The following is a 22,399-nucleotide window of genomic DNA, read 5'->3' as shown; positions in this document are numbered from 1 at the left end:
TCGGAGAAATCAGGTGGGGCACTTCGGGTGGGGGTCTTGCCAATCACATACGTAACGTGTTCTCTTTAGGTGTAGTGAGTTGTCGGACAACGCTTTCGGAGTTCAAGCTGATTGAACTGACAGATACCGTCCGGTAACCCCGCTTCGCTCCCGTAAACATCTAGTTGGATGGAATTGAGGTCCTTCATGCCGATCGACAGCTCACTCGTCGGACTTGCCGGCAAGTCTGTCTGGAAGACGTGGACGTCGAAAGACGCTCTGCTGTACGCCCTGGGCGTCGGCGCCGGTCAGGCGGACCCGCTCGACGAGTTGGAGTTCACCACGGAAAACAGCGACGGCATTGCGCAGAAGGTTCTCCCGACGTTCGCCAATGTCGCATTCTCGACCGCCGGAGACGGGCCCTCGCTACCCGACGACGTCGACTACAGCAAGCTCTTGCATGCGTCGCAATCGTTCAGCCTGACGGGCCCGCTCCCGACTGACGGTCGCGTTGAAACCGCCACCAAGATCACCGGCGTGTACGACAAGGGATCCGGTGCCTTGCTCACGATGGAAACCGTCGCCCGCGACTCTGTCGGACAGCTGGTGGGAACCATCGAGTCGGCGTCGTTCTTCCGAGGTTATGGTGGGTTCGGCGGTGAGCGTGGGCCGTCAACCTCATGGGAACTCCCGGGGTACAAGCCGGATCACGTTGTCACATATACGACTCGGCCGGATCAAGCGCTGCTCTACCGACTGAGTGGGGACCGGAATCCCTTGCATTCGGATCCCACGTTCAGCGCCCGCGGTGGATTTTCCACGCCGATCCTGCACGGAATGTGCACCTACGGCTACGTCGGCCGGGCTCTTCTGCATGCTGTGGCCGATTCGGATCCCACACGCTTCACTGCGATGTCGGGGCGGTTCACCAAGCCTCTGTTGCCCGGACAGACAATCACTACCTCGATCTGGGTTGACGGCACCGGTGTGAGGTTCCGGACGGTGGACGACATCGGTGACGTGGTCATCGACCACGGCACCGCCACAATCCGCTGACGGCACCGCCGTAATCCACAGACACCCCATCCCCGTTACAGACTCGTCGCGATGTTTGTCGCGGCATTAACAAAGGAAAGATTCATGGGTTCACTCGAAGGTCGCGTAGCGATCGTGACCGGCGGCGGCCGAGGTATCGGCGCGTCGATCAGCAGATTGTTCGCCGCCGAAGGCGCCAAGCTCGTCATCAACGACCTCGGCTCGACCACGGATGGCCAGGGCGGAGACCAAGGGCCGGCGCGTGACATCGCTGCCGAAATCGTTGCCGGCGGTGGTGAAGCCGTTTCGGACGGCGGCGACATTGCCGATGTTGCGACCGGTCAACGCCTGGTCGATCTCGCTCTGGAGCACTACGGCAAGCTGGACATCGTCGTCAACGTCGCAGGAATTCTGCGTGACAAGATGATCTTCAACCTCCCGGAAGAAGACTGGGATGCAGTCATTCGAGTTCATCTGCGTGGCCACTTCAGCACGATCAAGCCGGCGGCAGCCTATTGGCGAGCGCAGCGAAACCCGGAGGGCCAGTACCGCATCATCAACTTCACCTCCGATTCCGCGTTGCAGGGGTCGCCGGGTCAGCCGAACTATGCCGCAGCCAAGATGGGCGTTGTCGGCTTGACCGCGTCCACGGCTAACGCTCTAGGGCGATACGGCGTTACGGTCAACGCTATCGCTCCGGGAGCGGTTACCCGTCTGACGCAAACCGTCCCCGAGGAGAAGAGTATGGGCGGTGGCTTCGAAGACACCGCCTCGCCGGACAACATCGCGCCCATCGTCGCGTACCTTGCCGGTACGAGTTCCGATTGGCTGTCCGGCCGCACGATCGGTGCCATGGGCTACGACGTGAAACTGTGGAACAGCCCTGAGGTCGTCTCCACGGTAACGTCGGACGGGCCGTGGAGCCTCGAAGACCTGGCCGCAAAGGTAGAGCAGGACTTCCGTCCGTTGGCTGACGGTCTGCACCCGTCCATCTTCATGGCTCAGGTTCCGTCCTGACCGGCAAAAGTCGGATGAAAGTGGAGGCGCACCTCTGAGGGCGTCCGTCGATGTCGGGGTCGGGACGTTATCGTGGTGGCTGACGCGCCAGCGTCAGTTTCGGTACAGGATTGGGGAAGACTGGATGGCCACCGCAGTAAAGGTGAATGGCCGCACAGCTGAGGCCAAGGCATTCCGTGTCGAGCGAGTCGTCAAAGCGACCCGTGAATTGGCATCCGCAGGTGGCTACGACGCCGTGCAGATGCGTGAGGTTGCTCGACTTGCCCCAGCCGCCCTGTCGACCCTGTACAAGTACTACGCATCCAAAGACGACCTCATCACGGCAGCTGTTCGGTCGGAACTGGATTCCCTGGCTGATGACCTACTCCGCCGTCCGCCGCGGCAGCGGACGGCGGAGGGTCGGGCTGGAGAGGTTTTCGTCCGGGCATTTTTGGGGATGGTTCGAGATCCCGGGTTTGCTCACGCTGCGATGTCCGCGCACAAAACGCTGCGTGAGTACAACCCCGGTCTTGATCACCGTCCAGATGAAAGCAACGAAATTTCGTTCTGGTCCACTCCGTTTGGTTTCATTGCCTCCACTCAAGCGTGGGGGCCAGACCATCGCTGTACTCCGATGCAATCCCGCACACTAGGCATGCTGGAGACCTTGTGGAGCGCCAGCGTGGTCGGGTGGCTGAACGGTGATACGTCGGTCGACGAGGTGAAACGGCGCCTGCGCTTGGCGGCGAAGCGCTTGTTGGCCTCGGATCCTGCTGTCCTGAACGGCAAATCGGCAGACGATAGCTGACGAATCAGCTACTGCGATGCGAGTCCAAATCGGCTCTGCGAGTGGGCTTTCAGGACTTGCCGCTGAAATATGCTCGGACTTGACGACGTTCAGGAGCGTCGTGCGATCCACTCGGCAGTGGCCGCATCGATGTCTTGCTTCAATTTCTCGAAGAACGACGGTGACGGCGTGGGGATCAAATCAGCTGCGGCAGTCAGTGATTGACTGAGGGCGATTCGCCGCTCACGCAACTCGTCGTCGCTCAGGAGGCTCAGGTCCGGCATCGCGAGCCCCCTCGTCCGGTGTGATTCGTGTTTCGGCAGACCGTGCGCATCGGGATCGATGCATGATTCGATGCGCACGGCCAGTGCACTCCAGGCTGGGGGTCGGAATGCAAAATCTACTTTACCAAAGGATTACCAATGGTTGCGGATTGCATCCTCGCCTTCGGTTGCTGCGGAGCACTTTCACAGCGTTCTCCCAGGTGCTAAGTCCTGACAACCGTTGAAGCTGCAACTATCGTCGAACCCATGAAAAAGATCTGGTGGATCGGCGGAGCAGTAGTTGTGGTCGTACTTGCCCTGCTCGTGGGGCCATGGGCGTACGGGAAGTTCATCGCTGAAGACGATGCACCGGCGGCCGTGGTGTCCACTGAGGGCGCGGAGGCGGCGTCCGGATCGATCGACGGGCAATGGACCGTCGTCCCCGGGCAGGGGGACAACCAGACGGCAGCTGGGTACACCGTGCACGAGATTCTCAACGGATCGAGTGTGACCGTCGTCGGAACCACTGGCGAGGTGAGCGGAAACGCGGTTGTCGAGGGTGAAAAGCTCACTTCTGGCGAAGTAACGGTGCAGGTGGCAAGCATCAAGACCGACTCGGATCGGCGCGACGGCCAGTTCACGGGCAATGTGATGGATACCAGCACGTATCCGACGGCGACGTTCACGATCGACTCGCCGGTGGACCTGTCGGCTGTACCGACGGACGGAACAACGGCGACGGTCACGGTGTCAGGAACGCTGACGCTCAAGGGTCAGTCCAAGCCGGTATCGGTCGACATGACTGTTCTGCATTCGGGTGATTCGCTGATTGCTTCGGGCTCGATTCCGGTCACCTGGAACGATTTCGGCGTCGAACCTCCGTCGCTCGGCTTTGTCACCGTCGACGGCAGCGGTTCGGTGGACTTCCTGGTCTCGCTAGCCGCGAACTGAATTACGTCCACCCGATTCGCACTGCTTCGGGGCGGGCAGGGAAGATTAAGGACATGACCTTCCTTTGTCGTTGTCCGTTCCGAAGGCAGTGTGCGATTTCTGCCCGGACGGAATGAACGGGTGATGCCCCAGTGGAGACCGTTCCGAACGGGTGAAGATCCCGACCCACGGTTCACTCTCGCCAATGAGCGGACGTATCTGGCCTGGATCCGCACCGCGACGGCCTTCGTCGCGTCGGGCGTCGGGCTCGAGGCTTTCGGCGGCGACATTCTCAACCCAACGGTTCGCGCCGGCCTGGCCGCGTTGCTGCTCGTCGGCGGCGCTCTGATCGCCATCACTTCTTTTGTCCACTGGATCAGCGCCGAGCGAGCGCTGCGTGCTGAGCGTTCGTTGCCGGTGCCGCTGATGGCGCCGGTGGTCGGTATCGTGCTGGTGATCTGCGCGACCGTCCTGGTGGTCGAGGTTGTGAACTGAATTGACCGCGCTCGAACCTTCGGAAGGTGCCACGCCGGATAGGGGTCTACAGTCCGAGCGCACATCGCTCTCGTTCGTACGGACGAGTCTGTCGATCCTCGGCCTGTCTGCTGCCTGCCTGCGATGGTTGCCGCCGTTCGGTTCGGTGGCACTGATCGGCCCGTCCCTCGCGGCGATCCTTGTCGTCGCGGTGACGGTCTACGAACGTCGGTCGCGTCCCAGACGATTGGCCCAGTTCTCAGCTGAAAAGGCAATGCCTGCTTTGGGTATGGGGGCAGTTCTCGCACTGAGTCTGTTACTGCTCAGTGCGACGGGGCTGTGGATTCTGTTGAAGTGACCTCAGCTTTCGGTGCCCAGCCAGGTGGGCCGAACACGTAGCCTGCTCGCTGCCGCCACGAGGTCGACGCCTTCCAATCGCGAGCGATGGCAGCGTATTCGCGCGTTTGAAGCTTCCAGATGTTGTACGTACCCACCGGTGTCGTGAGTCCGTAGGTGGGCCGGTGGGTTTCGGCTGCGAAGGTTCCGAACATCCGGTCCCAGATGATGAGGATTCCAGCGTAGTTGCGGTCGAGGTACTCCGCGTCGGAGCCGTGGTGGACGCGATGGTGTGACGGCGTGTTGAAGATGAATTCGATGGGCCGCCAGAGTTTTCCGACACGTTCGGTGTGGACGAAGAACTGGTAGACGAGGCTGACGGAGAAGCCGACGAACACCATCCACGGCGGGATCCCGAGGAACGGCAACGGCAACCACATGATGATCTCACCGCTGTTGTTCCACTTCTGCCGCAGTGCGGTGCTGAAATTGAAGTACTCGCTCGAGTGGTGAGCCTGGTGTGTGGCCCAGATGACTCGAACTCGGTGCGCGATGCGGTGATACGCGTAGTAGAGGACGTCGATTCCGAGCAGCAGGATCACCCACGTGTACCAGGCTGTCGGCGACAGATGCCACGGCGCGAGGTACACCCAGATTGCCGAATAACCGATCAGTGCCAGCACTTTCCAGAACGTGCTCGTAGCGATCGACACCAGTCCGAGGAGGATGCTGGTCCGAACGTCGATGCGCCGGTATCCACCCTGCGCCGGCCGTGCGCGTCCGTCTGCGTCGTTCGGATGATCTTCAAGAGCTCGGGCGGCGAACCACTCGATGCCGAGGAAGATGACAAACGCGGGGATCGCGAGTGCGACGGGGTCATGGAGTGGTTCGAGCAGTGACCGCCATGACTCGAGAAGGGTTTCCCACACGCGATTAGTCCTATTCTCTCGCTATGATCGTTACATCATGCACTAATATGTAACGTCGCGGAACCATTTGTGACAAGAAACCTGCGGCTTTGTTGCGACTTTTCATAGAACAATGGTAGGAATTGCCGGTGCATATCACCGCGAAGGTGGACTACGCCGTGCGGACTCTGGTCGAGCTTGCGGCAGTCGGTCCGGACCCGGCCAAGGCCGAGTTTCTCGCCAAATCCCAGGTCATACCCCACAAGTTCCTGGAAGCGGTGCTCTCTGACTTGCGGCGTGGCGGCCTCGTCAACAGTCGTCGAGGCCCGGATGGCGGATACTGGCTCGCTCGGTCCGCGGACGACATCACGATTGCCGACGTCATCCGCGCTGTCGAAGGACCGCTTGCGTCGATTCGAGGCCAGCGGCCGGAAGACGTCGACTACGGGGGACCGGCAACACCGCTCAAAGAGGTGTGGATTGCAGTGCGCGTCAACCTTCGCGCCGTGCTCGAGAATGTCACGCTCACCGATGTCGCAGGTGGTGAATTGCCCGAGTTCATTCACGAACTGACGGCAGATCCCGAGGCATGGAACCGGCGCTGATACAGCGCGATTTCACACTGTCCGTCGGGTACGCGGAACAGTCATGGGCGCAGTGTTGGCCGCGTTGCCGCCTGCGGATTTTGCGTCGTACATCAGATGATCGGCCGCAATGGTCGCGCGGGAGAACTCGTTGTAGTCGAACTCCTCCTGGTGCGGGATGAAAGGTAGCGTCACTGCTCCGACGCTGACCGTGGACAGCGGACTGTCGGACGCACTTACCACTGCCTTGGGCAGGGTCGCGATTCGCTTGCGCAATCCGTACGGGGTACCGATCATCACGACGGTGAACTCCTCGCCGCCGGTGCGCGCGGCGTAGCCGAAACCGTTCACATGCTCTTGCAGTCGCGTTCCGGTTCGGGTGATGACGGCGTCGCCGACTTCATGGCCGTAGGTGTCGTTCACCGCTTTGAACTTGTCGATGTCGACGACGGCAACAGCGATGTCGGCACGATTTGCGGACGCGACCGACCAGATGCGTTCCGACATGTCCCACAGCCCCCGTCGGTTCAACAGGCCGGTAAGTGCGTCCACCTTGGATCCCGTTGCGCGCGCGAGTAATTGCCGCCAAGTGAACTGAATCGTGGCTGGAATGAAAATCACGGCGCACAGTACGACGTCCGTGCGTGCGATAACGCTGGTCGCCGAGAAGCCGCCGTTCGTCAGGCCGAGCCAGGTGAGAGCGATGACAAACGTCGTGGCAAAGGCGAGGTGGAATGCCAGCCAGCGGTGGTCGAGAAAATAGGTGAAGTAGGCACCGGTGGCGACGAAGAGGACCGCCCCGAACAGGGCGGCATTGTGGCTGGTGAATGTGATGAGAACCGAGGCAGTGGCGAGGTCCGCCCACAGTCCGTAGAGCTTGAGCGTGCGCGCCCCTTTGATTCGGCCGACAAACCAGAGAGTCGTGGGGATCAGGTTCACCGTCGCAATGCCGACGAGCCAAGCGCGCGCAAATGGTCCGTCGGGGCCCTCGGTGCTGAGGAGAAACAGGTAGGCCACGAGCGAGAAATTGAGCGAGCAGAATCCGATGGTGAGGTTGACGAGGCGCAGGACCGAACCTCGTCCGGCCTTCGATCCCCACAGCATGACCGAGGATGAAACCGGCCAGGTGTGCAGGAGCGGGTCCATCAGATTCCTTTGCCGAACTACTTGTGGTTAATGAATAGCAAAGTATGTCAGGCCATGTTGATTTACGCGTCAACTTTGCCGGGGCTGTCACTGAGGGATGATGCTCGCCGCCCCTTCTGTTAACCCTGTTCAGGCGTTTGACGTGCATAGTGTGAGCCACGCCTCGAGATTCCTGACTGTGTGTCGGATCGCACAAGTTTGCAGTCCTCTGCAAACTTGCAGAGGTCTGCAAGTTCGGTACGGTGGTGGAGTGATGACCGAGCCAAGCCTTCGCGACCGCAAGAAGGCAGCAACCCGCAACGCACTCAGTGGCGCGGCGGCACGACTGGCTCGTGCTCTCGGGATCGAATGCGTCACCGCTGACGCGATCGCATCCGAGGCGGGAGTGTCGACGAGGACATTCCACAATTACTTCTCCAGCAAGGAGGAGGCAGTCCTCGCCAGCTTCGAGGAGTCGATCGCCTCGTGGATCGAGGCGCTTGCGGCCCGGCCCGCGGACGAACCCATTCTCGACGTTCTCGAGAACCTTGTGGTCGAAATCGTGAGCGATTCGGGCCCGGGTGTTGAAGAAAAAGTAAACATCTGGATGTTGTCGGACTCGAGTCCTGCTCTCTATCGGGATGCGGCAGCCATGCACCAGCGAATAAACCGTGCAGTCACTCGGGCATTGGCCGAACGCACCGGCACGGACGCCGAACGGGACCTGTATCCGACCCTCCTTCTCGGGGTTGTGGCCGGGGCCTGCAAATCGGTGATCGACATCTGGACCGGAGGAAAGTCGGAGGCTTCCGGTCCGGAAGAACTGGTCCATGACGCTTTTCGTCAAATTCGGGCGGGAATGCCGGCACCGGCACCGCGTCTCTGAGACCTACACGTAATACCTGTCCACGTACACGCACCGAAACAGCAAGGAGCCCGTCGTGGCCACCTATCTCTATCGGATCGGCAAGTTCGCCTACCGGCGAAAAGGTGCGGTCCTCAGTGTTTGGCTGATAATCCTGGTCCTGATGGGCGTCGGGGCAGCCACTCTGTCCGGCCCCACCAAGGATTCGTTCTCCATTCCGGGAACCCCGGCACAGCAGGCGCAAGACCTGATGGCGGAGCGATTTCCCGACGCGCCCAACCCTATGGATTCGCTGAGTGCTCGATACGTAGTGCAAGCTCCGGCAGGCACGACGCTGGCCGATCCGGCGAACGTCAAGGCCATGGACGACATGCTCGCGAGTATTCGTGGCATCGACAAGGTCGCCGACTCTGCCAAGGTGGACCCGGCTACTGCCACTCCGGAACAGGCTGCGAAGGCGTTGGTCAATCCAGTTACCGGCAACGACTCCATGGTTGCGATGTTCAAGGAAAAGGCTGCTGCTGCTGGAACTTCCGAGGCACAGGCCGTGGACGACGCGCGTGCGTTGTCGCCGCTCAGTGCCGACGGCACAGTCGGTTACGTCGAGGTTCCGTTCAGCGGTGACTTCGCCGATCTCGACCAGGCGTTGCGCGATTCGATCAACTCAGCAGCCGATGTCGGTCGGGCCGAGGGACTCAACGTCCAGGTCAGTGGTTCGGCTGCTCAGGAAACAGAGATGCCCGGTGGCGTCACCGAGCTGATCGGCATCGCCGTTGCCGCCGTCGTTCTGGCCATCACGTTCGGTTCGCTTGTGGCCGCCGGACTTCCGCTCCTCACCGCGATCATCGGTATCGCTATCGGCAGCCTCGGAATCACTGTCGCCACCGGATTCATGGATCTCAGCTCCATGACTCCGACGCTGGCGATCATGATCGGCCTGGCGGTGGCGATCGACTACTCGCTGTTCATCATGTCCAGGTTCAGGCATGAGCTCACGCTCACCGACAACCGTGCCGAAGCAGCAGGCCGCGCTGTCGGAACTGCCGGTTCCGCAGTGGTATTCGCCGGTTTGACAGTGATCATCGCACTGGTTGCATTGCGCGTCGTCGGCATCCCGTTCCTCTCGGACATGGGTGCGGCAGCAGCCTTCACCGTGCTGATTGCGGTCCTGATCGCCCTGACCTTGCTGCCCGCGTTCCTGGGTATGTTCGGACGCAAGGCTTTTGCCGGCAAGATTCCCTTCCTCAGCAAGCGTGCGGAGGAGTCCGAAGACGAAGACTCGGGCAAGCCGAAGTTGGCGCTGCGCTTCATCAACGCCGTCGTCCGTCGTCCGCTCGTTCCGCTGATCGGTGGTGTAGTCCTACTGGGCGCATTGGCCCTACCCGCAACGGGATTGAGCCTCGCGTTGCCGTCGGAGGCCACCGGTGACCCGGCGACCAGTGCGCGTCAGGCATACGACCTGATCGACGAGGGCTTCGGTGACGGCCGCAACGGGCCGCTCATCGCCGTCGTCGACGCCAAGGGTGCCAGCGTTTCTGCCGAAGAGGCGTTCGCGGAGGTCGTCTCGACCATCTCGAGCTTCGATGACGTCCAGAACGCGCAGGTCGTCGGAGTCAACGACGCAGGCAACACCGCGCAGGTGCTGATCACCCCGAAGAGTGGTCCGACAGATCCGGCAACGATGGATCTGGTGGGCAGTCTCCGCGGAGCAGAAGCGGGACTCAACGATTCGATCGGTGTCAGCTACGGCATCACCGGTCAGACCGCACTCGAAGGCGACGTCTCGGACACGCTGAAGGATGCACTGGTGCCCTACCTCGCCGTAGTGGTCGGCCTTGCATTCATCTTGCTGCTCTTGGTGTTCCGTTCGATCCTGGTTCCACTGACGGCGACGCTCGGCTTCCTGCTCAGTGTGCTCGCGACATTCGGTGCCACGGTGGCGATCTTCCAGCACGGTTGGTTGGGCATCATCTCGAATCCGCAACCGCTCGTGAGTTTCATGCCGATCTTCCTGATCGGCGTGGTGTTCGGACTGGCGATGGACTACCAGGTGTTCCTCGTGACACGTATGCGTGAGGAGTACGTCCACGGTGCAACCGCGAAGGAGGCCGTGACCATCGGCTTCAACCACGGCGCCAGGGTGGTCAGTGCGGCTGCGGTCATCATGATCTCCGTGTTCGGTGCCTTCATCGCAGAACCGAACTCGTTCATCAAGTCGATCGGCTTCGCGCTCGCTGCGGCAGTGTTCTTCGACGCCTTCATCGTGCGCATGGTGATCATCCCGTCCGTCATGGCACTGCTCGGCGACAAGGCGTGGTGGTTGCCGAAGTGGCTGGACAAGATTCTGCCGAACGTCGACATCGAGGGCGAGAAGCTCAGCAAGGCCCTCCGCGACGAGAAGGAAGCGGAACTGCAGTCCACTTCCGCTTGATCTCTGCTGTGCGCCTTTGTTAACCCCCCGCGGTTAATAAAGGCGCACAGCTGTTTTCCGGGTATCGAAATATCCAGCGGCACATGTCGGCCAGGATTGGTAACCTTCGCTCACTATGCTGATCAGGCTGCTGCGCACTTATCTGACGCCGTACCGGGGTGAACTCACGGGCGTTGTCGTCCTGCAGTTTATTTCGACTATGGCGGCCCTTTACCTTCCGAGTCTCAACGCCGACATCATCGACAACGGCGTGACCAAAGGCGACACCGGCTACATCCTCTCCACCGGCGGGATGATGCTCATGGTCACGCTGACGCAGATCCTGTGCTCGGTGGGTGCCGTCTTCTTCGGTGCACGAGTCGCCATGGGCGTCGGACGCGACCTCCGGGCGTCGGTGCTGCATCAGGTCGGGACGTTCTCGGCCAGGGAGGTCGGCCACTTCGGTGCACCTTCGCTGATCACCCGCAACACCAATGACGTCCAGCAAGTGCAGATGATGGTCGTGATGAGTTGCACCATCCTCGTCATGGCGCCGATCATGTGCGTCGGCGGCATCATCATGGCTCTGCGTCAGGACCTGAATCTGTCCTGGATCCTCGGGATCAGCGTTCCGCTCCTCGTTGTCTCGATGGGTTTCCTGATCGCCCGGATGGTTCCCGGATTCCGGGTCATGCAGGGTCGTCTCGACGCCGTCAACCGCGTTCTTCGCGAACAGATCACCGGTATCCGCGTCGTCCGAGCGTTTGTACGGGAACCGTACGAGGTAGAGCGTTTCGGCGACGCCAACCGTGAGCTGACGGAGACTGCACTCGGCGTCGGCCGCCTCATGGCGCTGATGTTCCCGCTCGTGATGCTGATCAGCAACGTCACCAGCGTCGCGGTGATCTGGTTCGGTGGTCATCAGATCAACGAGGGCTCGATGCAGATCGGCTCGCTCACGGCGATGCTCAGCTACATCATGCAGATCCTGATGGCCGTCATGATGGCCACCTTCATGGCGGTGATGCTGCCGCGTGCGTCGGTGTGCGCCGAGCGTATCTCCGAGGTCCTCGACACGGATTCGTCGGTGATCCCGCCCGAGAATCCGATCCGGGAACTGAAGGACCCGGGCGTCGTCGAACTTCGTGGCGCTCAGTTCCAGTTCCCCGGAGCCGAGGAACCCGTATTGCGCGACATCACTTTCCGCGCCGAACCAGGTAAGACGACAGCGATCATCGGCGGCACCGGGTCGGGAAAGACCACTCTGCTCAACCTGATTCCGAGATTGATCGACTCCACTTCCGGATCGGTATCGGTCGGTGGCGTCGACGTCCGCGACATCGACACGGAGCTGCTCTGTTCGGTGATCGGTCTGGTCCCGCAGAAGCCGTATCTGTTCTCGGGCACCGTCGCCACCAATCTTCGCTACGGAAACCCCGAAGCAACCGACGAATGGCTGTGGGAGTGCCTCGAGATCGCCCAAGCTGCCGACTTCGTCCGCGCCATGCCCGAAGGTCTGGACACACCGGTGGCACAAGGCGGTACGACGGTATCGGGCGGTCAGCGTCAGCGGATCGCCATCGCCAGAGCCTTGGTGCGTAAGCCGCAGATCTATCTGTTCGACGATTCCTTCTCGGCACTCGACCTCACTACTGATGCGAGGCTGCGTGCTGCGCTTCGGCCGGTAACTCAGGATGCATGCATCGTCGTTGTCGCGCAGCGTATTTCCACCATCGTCGAAGCCGATCAGATCATCGTGCTCGACGACGGCGCCATCGTAGGGATCGGCACGCACGACGAGCTCGTGGTCAGTTGTCCCACTTACGGCGAAATCGTCGCCTCTCAGCTAGCCGTACAGGACGCATCATGAGCAATCGACCGTCTTCCTCGCCTCCCATCGGCCCGCCCGGCGGCGGTGATCCCACCAAGAAGGCCATGAACTTCGGCCCTTCTCTCAAGCGTCTCCTCGGACGCTTGAGCCCGGACAAGCCGATCGTCGTCCTGATCTTCGCTTTGGTGACAGTAAGCGTCGTACTTTCCTCGATCGCTCCGAAGATCCTGGGAAATGCCACCAACCTGATCTTCGACGGCATCGTCAGCAAGCAACTCCAGCCGGGGACGACAAAGGAACAGGCTGTCGAGGGGTTGCGTGCCTCGGGGCAGGGTCAGCTCGCGGACATGGTGTCCGGCATGGCCGTTGTGCCCGGAACCGGAATCGATTTCGACGCCGTTGGCAAGGTCTTGATGATCGTGCTTCTGCTGTTCGTCTGTGCATCGCTGTTCAGTTGGTTGCAGGCGTATCTGCTCAACATCGTGGTGCAGCGAACGGTTCGCCGGTTGCGTGAAGACGTCGAGCAGAAGATTCACCGACTTCCCCTGCGGTACTTCGATACCCATGCCCGCGGCGATGTTCTCTCACGCGTGACCAATGACATCGACAACGTCGCGCAGAGCTTGCAGCAGACGCTCAGCCAGTTGGTCATGTCGGTGATGACCGTCCTGGGCATTCTGGTGATGATGCTGTGGATCTCACCGCTGCTCGCCCTGATCGCGGTGGCAACCGTTCCGCTGTCGATCATGGTCACAGCGTTCATCGCGAAGCGTTCACAGAAGCACTTCGTCGCGCAGTGGAAGAGCACCGGCGGAATCAACGCACAGGTCGAGGAAGCGTTCAGCGGCCATGAGTTGGTGAAGGTGTTCGGCCGCCAGCAGGAGGTCGAGGAGCGCTTCCGCAAGCAGAACGAGGATTTGTACGAGTCCAGCTTCAAGGCGCAGTTCATCTCCGGTCTGGTCATGCCGGCCGTGATGTTCCTCGGCAACCTCAACTACGTTGCCATCGCAGTGGTCGGCGGCATGCGCGTCGCATCCGGAACGATGACGCTCGGCGACGTGCAAGCGTTCATCCAGTACTCGCGGCAGTTCACCCAGCCGCTCACGCAGATAGCGTCGATGACCAATCTGCTGCAGTCCGGCGTCGCTTCGGCCGAGCGTGTTTTTGCGCTGCTCGACCAAGAGGAGCAGTCGGAGGACCCGAAGAGCGCGAAGTTGCCCACGGTCGACAAGGGTCGCGTCAAGTTCGAAAACGTCACCTTCAGTTACAAGCCGGAACAGCCGCTGATCGAGGACCTGTCCCTGACCGCCGAGCCGGGCCAGATGGTGGCGATCGTCGGACCCACCGGCGCTGGCAAGACCACCCTCGTCAACCTCATCCTGCGGTTCTACGAACTCAATTCGGGCCGAATCACTTTGGACGGCGTCGACATCGCCGACATGACGCGAGACGATCTGCGTTCACGCATCGGCATGGTTCTGCAGGACGCGTGGCTGTTCGGTGGAACCATCCGCGAAAACATCGCGTACGGCAAGCCTGGTGCCACCGACGAGGAGATTCGTCGCGCGGCCGAGATGAGCTACGTCGACAAGTTCGTGCACTCCCTGCCCGAGGGCTACGACACGGTCATCGACGAGGAAGGCAGCAACGTCAGTGCCGGCGAGAAGCAGCTCATCACCATCGCCCGCGCCTTCATCTCGCAGCCGTCCATCCTGATCCTCGACGAGGCGACCAGTTCGGTGGACACACGCACCGAACTGCTGGTCCAGAGCGCCACCGCGGTGTTGCGCAGCGACCGCACCAGTTTTGTCATCGCACACCGTCTTTCGACAATTCGTGATGCAAACCTGATCGTGGTGATGGAGGACGGCCGGATCGTGGAGCAGGGGAGCCACGAGGCTCTGCTCGAATCGCGTGGCGCGTACTTCCGTCTGTACAACAGCCAGTTCGTGGGCGCGGAGATCTAGTCGCGCTACTACGGTGGTGAGCATGCTGATTGCCGAGGATCTGCTGTTGCTTGCCACCGACAACGCGAGCGGAAAGCTGCTGCGCTCGTCGTCCCACGTCGACGTTGCGCTCGGGGGCGCGCTGTTGGTCGAACTCGTCCTTGCCGACCGCGTCCGCCTTGACGGTTCCGGATGGCGGACGCGGGTGGCCATCATCGACAATCGGCCACTCGCGGATCCCACTCTCAATGCTGCATTAACGAGGTTGGCCGAGAAGCCACCGGCCCGGCCGACTGCCGTGGTGAACCGTCTTGCGAAGGGCGCACGCAAGGCGCTCTATGCCGGTATGCAAGCCCGCGGAATTGTGACCGCCGTGGAACATCAAGTATTCGGGATCTTTCCGAGCGTCAGATGGCCAGCAACCAACCCGCGGTACGAGGATCAACTGCGCGTCGTGCTGCGTGACATTCTGTTGGGTGTCCGCCAACCCACTCCCGGCGAAGGTGCATTGGTGTCGATCCTGGCAGGTGCGAACATGCTCAAGGTGATTGTTCCAGCGGATCAGTTCAAGGCGGCGAAAGCGCGAGCGAAGGTGCTGTCGCAGGGAAACTGGGCAAGCGAGGCCGTGCGGCAGTCGATTGCCGCGACGCAGGCAGCCACCACCGCTGCGCTCACCGCAACAATTGCGGCGTCGGCATCCTCAGGATCGTGACGGGGCGATACTGCACGACGTGGCGCTTTCTGCCGCTGTGACAGGATTGAGCTCGTGACTTCCGCAGTACCGACACCGCCCGTGCCCTCCGTCGACAAGCGTCCCGAGTCGATTTTCACGATAGGGACCAGGCTCGAGGACAGGCTCGGACGAACCGGCACCATCCACACACCGCACGGTGACATCTCGACGCCGTCGTTCGTGGCCGTCGGAACCAAGGCCACGGTCAAGGCCGTGCTGCCCGAGTCCATGAAGGAACTCGGTGCGCAGTCGTTGCTCGCCAATGCGTACCACCTGTACCTGCAGCCGGGACCCGACATCGTCGACGAGGCCGGCGGGCTGGGCAAGTTCATGAACTGGGACGGGCCCACCTTCACCGACAGCGGTGGCTTCCAGGTCATGTCGCTTGGTGTCGGGTTCAAGAAGGTGCTCGCGATGGAGGCCGTCGGCGTGCAGTCCGACGACGTCATCGCGAAGGGCAAGGAGCGACTCGCGACGGTCGACGACGAGGGCGTGACGTTCAAATCGCACCTCGACGGCAGTAAGCATCGCTTCACCCCCGAGGTGTCGATGCAGATCCAGCATCAGCTCGGCGCCGACATCATGTTCGCGTTCGACGAGCTCACTACGCTGCTCAACACCCGCGGCTACCAGGAGCGATCGGTCGAGCGCACGCAGGCGTGGGCGATCCGCTGCATCAACGAGCACGAGAAGCTCACTGCCGAACGCGCCGACAAGCCCTACCAGGCACTCTTCGGCGTGATCCAAGGCGCGCAGTACGAGGATCTGCGTCGTCAGGCCTGCCGTGGCCTCGAGTCGATCGAAGGCGAGAACGGATACGGCTTCGACGGTTACGGCATCGGCGGTGCTTTGGAGAAGCAGAACCTCGGCACGATTGTGCGCTGGTGCAACGAGGAACTGCCCGAGAACAAGCCGCGTCACATGCTCGGGATCAGCGAACCGGACGACTTCTTCGTCGCAATCGAGAACGGTGCGGACACCTTCGACTGCGTCAACCCGTCTCGTGTTGCTCGCAATGCCGCGATTTACGTCCGCTCCGGCCGGTTCAACATCAACACCAGCCGGTTCCGCCGTGACTTCACACCTATCGACGACGAGTGCGACTGCTACACCTGCGCCAACTACACCCGCGCGTACATCCACCACCTCTTCAAGGCGAAGGAAATGCTCGCGTCGACGCTCTGCACCATCCACAACGAGCGATTCACCGTGAAGTTGGTCGACGACATCCGAGCCAGCATCGAGGGTGGATATTTCCGCGACTTCAAGGCGGACATGCTCGGAAAGTTCTACGCGGCGAAGACGCCTGCACCTCAGGCGTAGGTCGGTTCGCGCTTCTTCACGTATGCGATGACGCGGTAGGTGATCGGCATGACCAGAACCTCGACAAGCGTCTTCCACAGGAAGCCGACCAGCACGTAGTTGATGAAGTCTTCCCACGTACTGATGCCGATGACACCGGCTGCGATGGAACAGAAGATGAGGGTATCGGCGAATTCGCCGACGACGGTCGAGCCGATCAGCCGCGCCCACAGATGCTTTTCCTGCATGCGCTTCTTCATCATGACCAGCACCAGGGAGTTCAGTAGCTGTCCGACGAGGTAGGCGGCCAAGCCTGCGACCAGTAGCCGGGGAATGACACCGACCACGGTTTCGAGGGCGCCCTGGTTCTCGTAGAACGCCGCCGACGGGAGCTGCACGGCAATCCAGAAGCACGCGGCAGCAAGGATCAGTGCGCCGAAGCCCAGATAGATCGCGCGTCGGGTCGCTTTGAAGCCGTAAACCTCGCTGAGCACGTCACCGAGGACATAGGCGAGCGGGAACAAGAAGAAACCGCCGTCGGTGATGATGGGCAGAATCTGCAAGGGACCGAGCGAGAACTCGGAATCCGCGAAGAAGGCGACCCCTTTGGTCGCCGCAACGTTCGAGATCAGCAGTGTCGCGGTGAACAGCGCGACGATCGTCGGGTAATAACCCCGGCTGACGTGCGCAAATTTGGTTTCGTGGGTCGATTCGTCTTGCTGATCCTGAGCTGTCACGTCCGTCATCCAAGCACCACAAGGCGCTCGGATGCGAGTTGGCGACCGTCCAGTTGCGTAGAACACACCGAAGGCCCTGCGGTTTCACGTGGAACCGCAGGGCCTTCAGCGATGCTGACGAACTGATCAGGCAGCTACATGACCGCCGGTCAGCACGCGGTATGCGTAGGTGCTGGCGATCAATGCGACGGGTGCCGTCACCAGAAGGCCGATTCCACATAGCAGCGCACCAACGATGTTGATACCGATCAAAGCGAGCGCCAGAAGAACCAAAGTTCCGACGTTCGACGAGGTCAGCGCATAGCTCGACTTGATGCCCGAAATCGCATCCTGGTTCTTGTCCACGATGAAGGTCAGCGTGTAGTAGAGCAGGAACGCCGCGATGATGCCGGGAATAATGCAGAGAGCCAAACCGACGTAGGTGGCTATGGCTATGAGGAAACCGCCGAGAACAACTGCGCCGACGTTGGTGAATTGGAAGAAGGTACCGAAGGCCGGCTTGATTCCATCCAATTCGCTCAATGCTCCGCGGAGGAATGCGGCTTGGATGATGTAGCCAACGATAGCAGTGACCAATCCACCCACAATGGACAGAGCACTGAACTCGGTGTTGGTGTAGTCAAAGCCGTTGAAAGCTCCCTGGATGAGGCCGGCGATCAAGAACGCGATGATCGAGATTCCGATCCAAACCAATGCGTTGTCTTTGAACTTGTTCCAGCCGTAGGTAATTGCGGCGCCCACAGAAAGCTGCGGTCCACCGAATCCTGCGCCGTAGTCATTGGCGGGCGGCGGCGGGAAGTTGCCGCCTCCTGGAGGTGGCGGGTATCCACCAGGCGGCGGATAGTTTCCGCCGGGAGGGGGGAAGCTTCCGCCTTGAGGAGGTGGCGGGTATCCACCGGGCGGCGGGTAATTGCCGCCTCCGGGAGGTGGCGGGTATCCACCGGGCGGCGGGTAGTTTCCGCCCTGCGGAGGCCCCGCGGGCGGGGGATAGCTCCCAGGAGGAGGCGTTCCCTGCTGGCCGTAGGGATCCTGGGGCGGGAATTGCTTTCCGTCCTCGGGATTCTGATTGGGGTCGTGCCCACCGGTTGTCATATGTGCACCTAACCCTTGACGACCTGGGTTCCACCGGCGAGCTCGTCATGCTTGCCCTGCTTGGTGGGGCTGTTGTTGATGGTGACCGCGATGACGATGTAGGCGACCAATGCGAGGATTCCGCCGATGATCGGAATGATCGAGAGCAACGTGAAGGCGTTGCGAATCGCGGACTGCTGGACTGAGGGGCGGGGTGCGCCACCCGGACCGTGCACAGAAAGGCCCAGAATCATCTTTCCCAGAGTCCGACCCTGCGTTACTTCCATTGCGATGAAGTAGGCGAAGGTCAGAATTCCCGAGAAGAGTCCGCTGACAAGAACATTTCCCAGATCACTAACCAGAACCGTCAAGATAATGGCGACGATTCCGACGATGATGGCGTCGATAACGCGAGCGCCGAATCGAATACCCAGCCCACCGGCTTCGGCACCAGAAGGCAGCCGGTTTCCTGCCCCGTACGCACCCTGGTCGTTGAACTGCGGCGGCGGGAAGTTGCCACCCTGCGGAGGCGGCGGGTATCCACCGGGCGGCGGGTAGTTACCGCCTTGAGGTGGCGGGAAGTTCCCTCCCTGCGGAGGAGGCGGGTAGCTGCCTCCCTGCGGAGGACCGGCGGGAGGGGGGTAACTTCCGGGAGGAGGTGTTCCCTGCTGGCCATATGGATCCTGGGGTGGGAATTGCTTCCCGCCCTCTGGATTCTGGTTGGGGTCGTACCCACCGGTTGTCATGTGTTCCCCTCAGTCGTAAATATCGCGCTCGAGTGTGACAGTGGATATGACCCTACTGGGATCAAAGAGCTATGTGGATGACATCTGCTCACTTGGATTCGGAGGTCACCTGTGGTTTAGGCTGCGTTGTATGACGAGTTCCGGGGGCAACAACGACGATTCTTCGAGCGATTACCAGGCAAAACCTGGATACGGAGAATTTCCGAGCCTCCCTCCTGAGGGGTACGGCGTGTCCCCGTCCGAAACGCAGTTTTCACCTGAAGTTCCCGGATATACCACTCCCAACGAGCAGTACCCGGGTTATCCGCCGCCGTCGTACAACCCGCCCGGTGATAACCCCCAGCCGGGTGGAATTGGTGAACCCAACCCATACCTGCCGCCGCAGAATTTCGGACCGCCGAATCAATATCAGCCGACTCAATATCAGCAACCCGGACAATACGGACAAGCTCAGTACGGACAGGCTCAGTACGGTCAACCTCCGAACCCGTACGGTCAACCGAATCAATTCGCGGGTGGGTACGCACCGCCGATGCAGCCGGTCGGCACCAATGGTCTCGCAATTGCATCGCTGGTTGTATCGCTTGCGGGTGGTTGCTTCTACAGTCTCGGCGGAATCGTCGGAATCATTCTGGGAATTGTCGCGCTCAATCAGATCAAGCAGACGGGTCAACAGGGGCGCGGGCTTGCGATAGCCGGAATTGCGGTCGGCGCGGCTTTCTTGGCGATTTTTGCCGTGATTCTCGTGATCGCGCTTATAGCGAGTGCATCGTCGTCGTACTGAAGTGGCGTCGTACTGAAGTGGCGTTGTAGTGAAGTGGGGCGGGCTCACACGGGAGTGACGATGGATGACGCAGGAAGCGGCTTCCCGAAGTAATAGCCCTGGCCCATGTCGCAGCCGGCTCGCAAGACGTTGGCTGCGTGTTCGGCGGTTTCGACGCCCTCGGCTATCGAATCCAGACCGAGCTTCCGGGCGATGTCGGCGATTGACTCCATGACCATGAAGGCGCGATCTCCAGCACGACCCGCCGCGCTGACGGCCCAGGTCAACGATTGGTCGATCTTGAGAATGTCGAGCGGCAATTCCGACAACGCGGAGAACGATGCGAAGCCCGCCCCGAAATCATCCAGCGCGATTCGAATTCCCTCGTTGTGCAAGACGTGAAGAGTCTCGGCGGCATGCCGACCTACGACGCCGAGTTCGGTGACTTCCACGATTATTCTGCTCAGTGGGGTTTCAGAACTGTCGAGCGCACCGAGGATTTCGTGAGCGGCGTGCGGGGTAGCGAGTTGGCGAGGCGAAAAGTTGACCGCGACCATCATCTGCTCGGGCCACGACGCTGTTTGGGCGCAAATCATGTCCAGAGCTTGTAATCCGATGGGAATGATGAGTCCGGAAGACTCGGCGGAGCGCATGAAATCTTGAGGCTCGATCAACCCTCGAAGTGGGTGGCGCCACCGCAGTAGTGCTTCATAACTGATAATTGCTGACGAGTTCAGATTGACCTGGGGTTGATACAACACCTCGAATTGATGGTCGTCGAGTGCCTCGCGAAGCTCGCGGACCATGCGTATTCCTTTTCGTCCTGAGTCGGCCGTGCCGCACGTGCGTGTCAGCGTGGATGCTGCAAGTGGGTGCTGCGGTCGGATTCCAGGTTCAGATCCCGGGCGTGTTTTGCAGGGACCGCTCGCCCTGAATTGCCTTCGCCAGTCTCGACCGTACTTCACTATTCGAGAATTGCCAACGAATAGCTATTGCGGACGGCTTTGTCATATCGGACAATCGACCCTTTGTCCCGACGAAGTGTTAATTGATCCTTCACTTACTTTGCCGGGAAAATCCACGGGGTCCGGGGGATCTTCCGAGAATCGAATCGATCCGCCAATAGTGGTGGTGTGACAACTTCGCCGGGTTCGGCGAGGCCGATGCTTGACGCGATCATCGTCAACACCTGCTCTGCACTGCGTCCGGCCTCGATTTGATCTGCAAGAGTCACCGCGCCGTCGCGCTTCGCGAGTCGTTTGCCTTCACTGTTCAAAGCGAGAGGAACGTGCGCGTACGACGGTGGTTCGACGTCGAGCAGTCGAGCGAGGTAGGCCTGGCGTGGAGCCGAGGTCAGAAGGTCGTCGCCGCGGACCACTTGGTCGATGTTCTGCGCACCGTCGTCGACGACAACGGCGAGGTTGTAGGCGGGTACGCCGTCTCCGCGGAGCAGGACGACGTCGTCGACTTGGCCAGTCACCTCGCCGAACAGTTCGTCGTGGACGGTGAACGAGTCGATGCCGGCCCGTAGCCTCAGCGCTGGGGATCGGCCGCTTGCCGATTTCTCGACGCGTTCGGCCTCCGACAGGTTCCGGCACGTGCCGGGGTAGGCACCGTCGGGAGCATGGGGAGCGGACGGTGCCTGCAGGATTTCCTTGCGTGTGCAGAAGCAAGGATAGGTCAGGTCGCGCTCACGCAATACTTCGATAGCCTTGTGGTACAAGGGAAGACGGTGTGACTGCAATACGACTGGGCCGTCCCAACTGAGGCCGAGCGTGCGCAGATCGTCGAGTTGCCGTTCCATCGCGCCGGGTCGGACACGGTCGAGATCCTCGACCCGGATGAGGAAGTCGCGCCCGCTGGTGCGGGCGAACAGCCAAGCCAAGAGGGCGGTTCGGAGGTTTCCCAGATGGAGATCGCCGGACGGGCTCGGCGCGAAGCGCCCTGCTCCTGCCACGTCAGCTGGCGAGCCCGACGGAGGCGAGCGGATTCTCGGCGTCGTGCAGGGTGAGGCGGATCTGGGTTTCCAAAGCGTGATCGAGGTACTGCGGTGGATACATGGCGGGACTTCCGAGTGCGTCGAGTGCCAACCCGTTGACGGTTGAAAGCAGAAGTGCCGCTCTGGTTTCCGCTTCTGGAGTTCCGATCCCGATCAATACCGTCGAGATGCCGGTGCGGATTGTGAACAGAGTTGTCCGGCGGATTTCGGAGAGTGACTCACTGGTTGCGGCACGCACGGCGAATGCGGCGAGCACATGTGCCTCGCGCGTGCGTTGTTCGTCGAGGGGCAGCAGTTGCGAGAGTGCCTGGAACAGAGAGGCATGCGGGTTCGCGTCGGCGGACGACTCGGCCAGTCTTGTCAACAATCGATCGACGAGTGTTCGCAGTGCAAATGCGAACATCTCGTCCTTGGTCGAGAAATGATGTTGCACTGCGCCGATCGAGACGCCGGCCCGTTTCGCGACCTCGCGAACGCTGGCATTTTCCAGTCCGGACTCCGCGGCGACGTCGAACAATGCCGCCGCAAGCAGGTCTGGACTCGTGGAGGATTTTCGACGCTCTGGCATACCGCAACATT

General features: G+C 61.0%; 23 protein-coding genes. 14 read left to right on the top strand and 9 right to left on the bottom strand.

Translation table 11 applies throughout. The annotated features are described in order from the left end of the window. Nucleotides 1–168 precede the first annotated feature (168 nt). The 3 genes from ACWF6P_RS00660 (at nucleotide 169) to ACWF6P_RS00650 (ending at nucleotide 2,818) form a co-directional block, all read left to right on the top strand. The gene (locus tag ACWF6P_RS00660; protein ID WP_452619600.1) at nucleotides 169–1,035 is read left to right on the top strand and encodes a MaoC/PaaZ C-terminal domain-containing protein; all 867 of its coding nucleotides are present in this window, start codon (nucleotides 169–171) and stop codon (nucleotides 1,033–1,035) included. Between the two features lie 84 nt (nucleotides 1,036–1,119). Next, nucleotides 1,120–2,031: an SDR family NAD(P)-dependent oxidoreductase gene (locus ACWF6P_RS00655; protein ID WP_452619599.1), complete on the top strand. Its 912-nt coding sequence runs from the start codon at nucleotides 1,120–1,122 to the stop codon at nucleotides 2,029–2,031. A gap of 124 nt (nucleotides 2,032–2,155) precedes the next feature. Beyond that, nucleotides 2,156–2,818 carry a TetR family transcriptional regulator gene (locus ACWF6P_RS00650; RefSeq protein ID WP_452619598.1) on the top strand — a complete coding sequence of 221 codons (663 nt, stop codon included), beginning with the start codon at nucleotides 2,156–2,158 and terminating at the stop codon, nucleotides 2,816–2,818. Between the two features lie 89 nt (nucleotides 2,819–2,907). Here the strand turns inward: ACWF6P_RS00650 and ACWF6P_RS00645 are convergent, their stop codons facing one another. Continuing rightward, nucleotides 2,908–3,081, bottom strand: coding sequence for a hypothetical protein (locus ACWF6P_RS00645; protein WP_378643003.1), 174 nt, complete (start codon nucleotides 3,079–3,081; stop codon nucleotides 2,908–2,910). A 246-nt stretch (nucleotides 3,082–3,327) separates the two neighbouring features. On the opposite strand from ACWF6P_RS00645, the gene ACWF6P_RS00640 reads away from it, so the two are divergent. From ACWF6P_RS00640 to ACWF6P_RS00630, 3 genes are all read left to right on the top strand, one after another. Further along, nucleotides 3,328–4,011 carry a YceI family protein gene (locus ACWF6P_RS00640; RefSeq protein ID WP_452619597.1) on the top strand — a complete coding sequence of 228 codons (684 nt, stop codon included), beginning with the start codon at nucleotides 3,328–3,330 and terminating at the stop codon, nucleotides 4,009–4,011. A gap of 123 nt (nucleotides 4,012–4,134) precedes the next feature. After that, on the top strand, nucleotides 4,135–4,485 hold the full coding sequence (locus tag ACWF6P_RS00635) for a YidH family protein (RefSeq protein WP_378536757.1): 351 nt from the start codon (nucleotides 4,135–4,137) through the stop codon (nucleotides 4,483–4,485). Between the two features lies 1 nt (nucleotide 4,486). Further along, a complete protein-coding gene (locus tag ACWF6P_RS00630) occupies nucleotides 4,487–4,822 on the top strand; it encodes a DUF202 domain-containing protein (RefSeq protein ID WP_452619596.1) in 336 nt (111 codons plus the stop codon). Here the strand turns inward: ACWF6P_RS00630 and ACWF6P_RS00625 are convergent. After that, on the bottom strand, nucleotides 4,788–5,729 hold the full coding sequence (locus ACWF6P_RS00625) for a sterol desaturase family protein (protein WP_452619595.1): 942 nt from the start codon (nucleotides 5,727–5,729) through the stop codon (nucleotides 4,788–4,790). The two genes, ACWF6P_RS00630 and ACWF6P_RS00625, sit on opposite strands and share 35 nt — an antisense overlap. A gap of 128 nt (nucleotides 5,730–5,857) precedes the next feature. Here ACWF6P_RS00625 and ACWF6P_RS00620 point away from each other — a divergent pair, with 128 nt between their 5' ends. Further along, a complete protein-coding gene (locus ACWF6P_RS00620) occupies nucleotides 5,858–6,313 on the top strand; it encodes an RrF2 family transcriptional regulator (protein ID WP_452619594.1) in 456 nt (151 codons plus the stop codon). Nucleotides 6,314–6,325: 12 nt separating this feature from the next. Here ACWF6P_RS00620 and ACWF6P_RS00615 read toward each other — a convergent pair whose 3' ends face one another. After that, complete coding sequence (locus ACWF6P_RS00615) at nucleotides 6,326–7,438, bottom strand: GGDEF domain-containing protein (protein ID WP_452619593.1); 1,113 nt, start codon at nucleotides 7,436–7,438, stop codon at nucleotides 6,326–6,328. 253 nt (nucleotides 7,439–7,691) lie between these two features. Between ACWF6P_RS00615 and ACWF6P_RS00610 the strand changes: the two genes are divergently transcribed. The 6 genes from ACWF6P_RS00610 to tgt all read left to right on the top strand — a co-directional run bounded on the left by ACWF6P_RS00610 (nucleotide 7,692) and on the right by tgt (nucleotide 16,525). Beyond that, nucleotides 7,692–8,303, top strand: a complete 612-nt coding sequence (locus ACWF6P_RS00610; protein WP_452619592.1) for a TetR/AcrR family transcriptional regulator — start codon at nucleotides 7,692–7,694, stop codon at nucleotides 8,301–8,303. Between the two features lie 55 nt (nucleotides 8,304–8,358). Then, nucleotides 8,359–10,713 carry an MMPL family transporter gene (locus tag ACWF6P_RS00605; protein WP_452619591.1) on the top strand — a complete coding sequence of 785 codons (2,355 nt, stop codon included), beginning with the start codon at nucleotides 8,359–8,361 and terminating at the stop codon, nucleotides 10,711–10,713. A gap of 115 nt (nucleotides 10,714–10,828) precedes the next feature. Then, nucleotides 10,829–12,562, top strand: a complete 1,734-nt coding sequence (locus ACWF6P_RS00600) for an ABC transporter ATP-binding protein (RefSeq protein WP_452619590.1) — start codon at nucleotides 10,829–10,831, stop codon at nucleotides 12,560–12,562. Beyond that, entirely contained in the window at nucleotides 12,559–14,490 is a 1,932-nt protein-coding gene (locus tag ACWF6P_RS00595; RefSeq protein ID WP_452619589.1) for an ABC transporter ATP-binding protein, read from the top strand. The genes ACWF6P_RS00600 and ACWF6P_RS00595 overlap by 4 nt, the downstream gene beginning before the upstream one ends. Nucleotides 14,491–14,512: 22 nt before the next feature. Continuing rightward, the gene (locus ACWF6P_RS00590; RefSeq protein ID WP_452619588.1) at nucleotides 14,513–15,181 is read left to right on the top strand and encodes a GOLPH3/VPS74 family protein; all 669 of its coding nucleotides are present in this window, start codon (nucleotides 14,513–14,515) and stop codon (nucleotides 15,179–15,181) included. A gap of 54 nt (nucleotides 15,182–15,235) precedes the next feature. Continuing rightward, nucleotides 15,236–16,525 (top strand): tRNA guanosine(34) transglycosylase Tgt, encoded by a 1,290-nt coding sequence (gene tgt / locus ACWF6P_RS00585; protein WP_452619587.1) that lies wholly within the window; start codon nucleotides 15,236–15,238, stop codon nucleotides 16,523–16,525. On the opposite strand, the gene ACWF6P_RS00580 is transcribed toward tgt, so the two are convergent. From ACWF6P_RS00580 to ACWF6P_RS00570, 3 genes are all read right to left on the bottom strand, one after another. Further along, nucleotides 16,516–17,250, bottom strand: a complete 735-nt coding sequence (locus ACWF6P_RS00580; RefSeq protein ID WP_452619586.1) for a queuosine precursor transporter — start codon at nucleotides 17,248–17,250, stop codon at nucleotides 16,516–16,518. The two genes, tgt and ACWF6P_RS00580, sit on opposite strands and share 10 nt — an antisense overlap. Before the next feature lie 117 nt (nucleotides 17,251–17,367). After that, a complete protein-coding gene (locus ACWF6P_RS00575) occupies nucleotides 17,368–18,333 on the bottom strand; it encodes a hypothetical protein (protein WP_452619585.1) in 966 nt (321 codons plus the stop codon). 8 nt (nucleotides 18,334–18,341) lie between these two features. Next, nucleotides 18,342–18,773 carry an RDD family protein gene (locus ACWF6P_RS00570; protein ID WP_452620421.1) on the bottom strand — a complete coding sequence of 144 codons (432 nt, stop codon included), beginning with the start codon at nucleotides 18,771–18,773 and terminating at the stop codon, nucleotides 18,342–18,344. A gap of 415 nt (nucleotides 18,774–19,188) precedes the next feature. On the opposite strand from ACWF6P_RS00570, the gene ACWF6P_RS00565 reads away from it, so the two are divergent. Then, on the top strand, nucleotides 19,189–19,842 hold the full coding sequence (locus tag ACWF6P_RS00565) for a DUF4190 domain-containing protein (protein WP_452619584.1): 654 nt from the start codon (nucleotides 19,189–19,191) through the stop codon (nucleotides 19,840–19,842). 44 nt (nucleotides 19,843–19,886) lie between these two features. On the opposite strand, the gene ACWF6P_RS00560 is transcribed toward ACWF6P_RS00565, so the two are convergent. The 3 genes from ACWF6P_RS00560 to ACWF6P_RS00550 form a co-directional block, all read right to left on the bottom strand. Beyond that, nucleotides 19,887–20,627, bottom strand: coding sequence for an EAL domain-containing protein (locus tag ACWF6P_RS00560; protein ID WP_452619583.1), 741 nt, complete (start codon nucleotides 20,625–20,627; stop codon nucleotides 19,887–19,889). 254 nt (nucleotides 20,628–20,881) lie between these two features. After that, complete coding sequence (gluQRS, locus tag ACWF6P_RS00555; protein ID WP_452619582.1) at nucleotides 20,882–21,778, bottom strand: tRNA glutamyl-Q(34) synthetase GluQRS; 897 nt, start codon at nucleotides 21,776–21,778, stop codon at nucleotides 20,882–20,884. 1 nt (nucleotide 21,779) lies between these two features. Beyond that, entirely contained in the window at nucleotides 21,780–22,388 is a 609-nt protein-coding gene (locus ACWF6P_RS00550; protein ID WP_452619581.1) for a TetR/AcrR family transcriptional regulator, read from the bottom strand. Nucleotides 22,389–22,399: the final 11 nt, after the last annotated feature.

The sequence above is a fragment of the Rhodococcus sp. NPDC055024 genome, from assembly GCF_053608585.1.
This window is presented reverse-complemented; position numbering and strand designations above follow the sequence as displayed.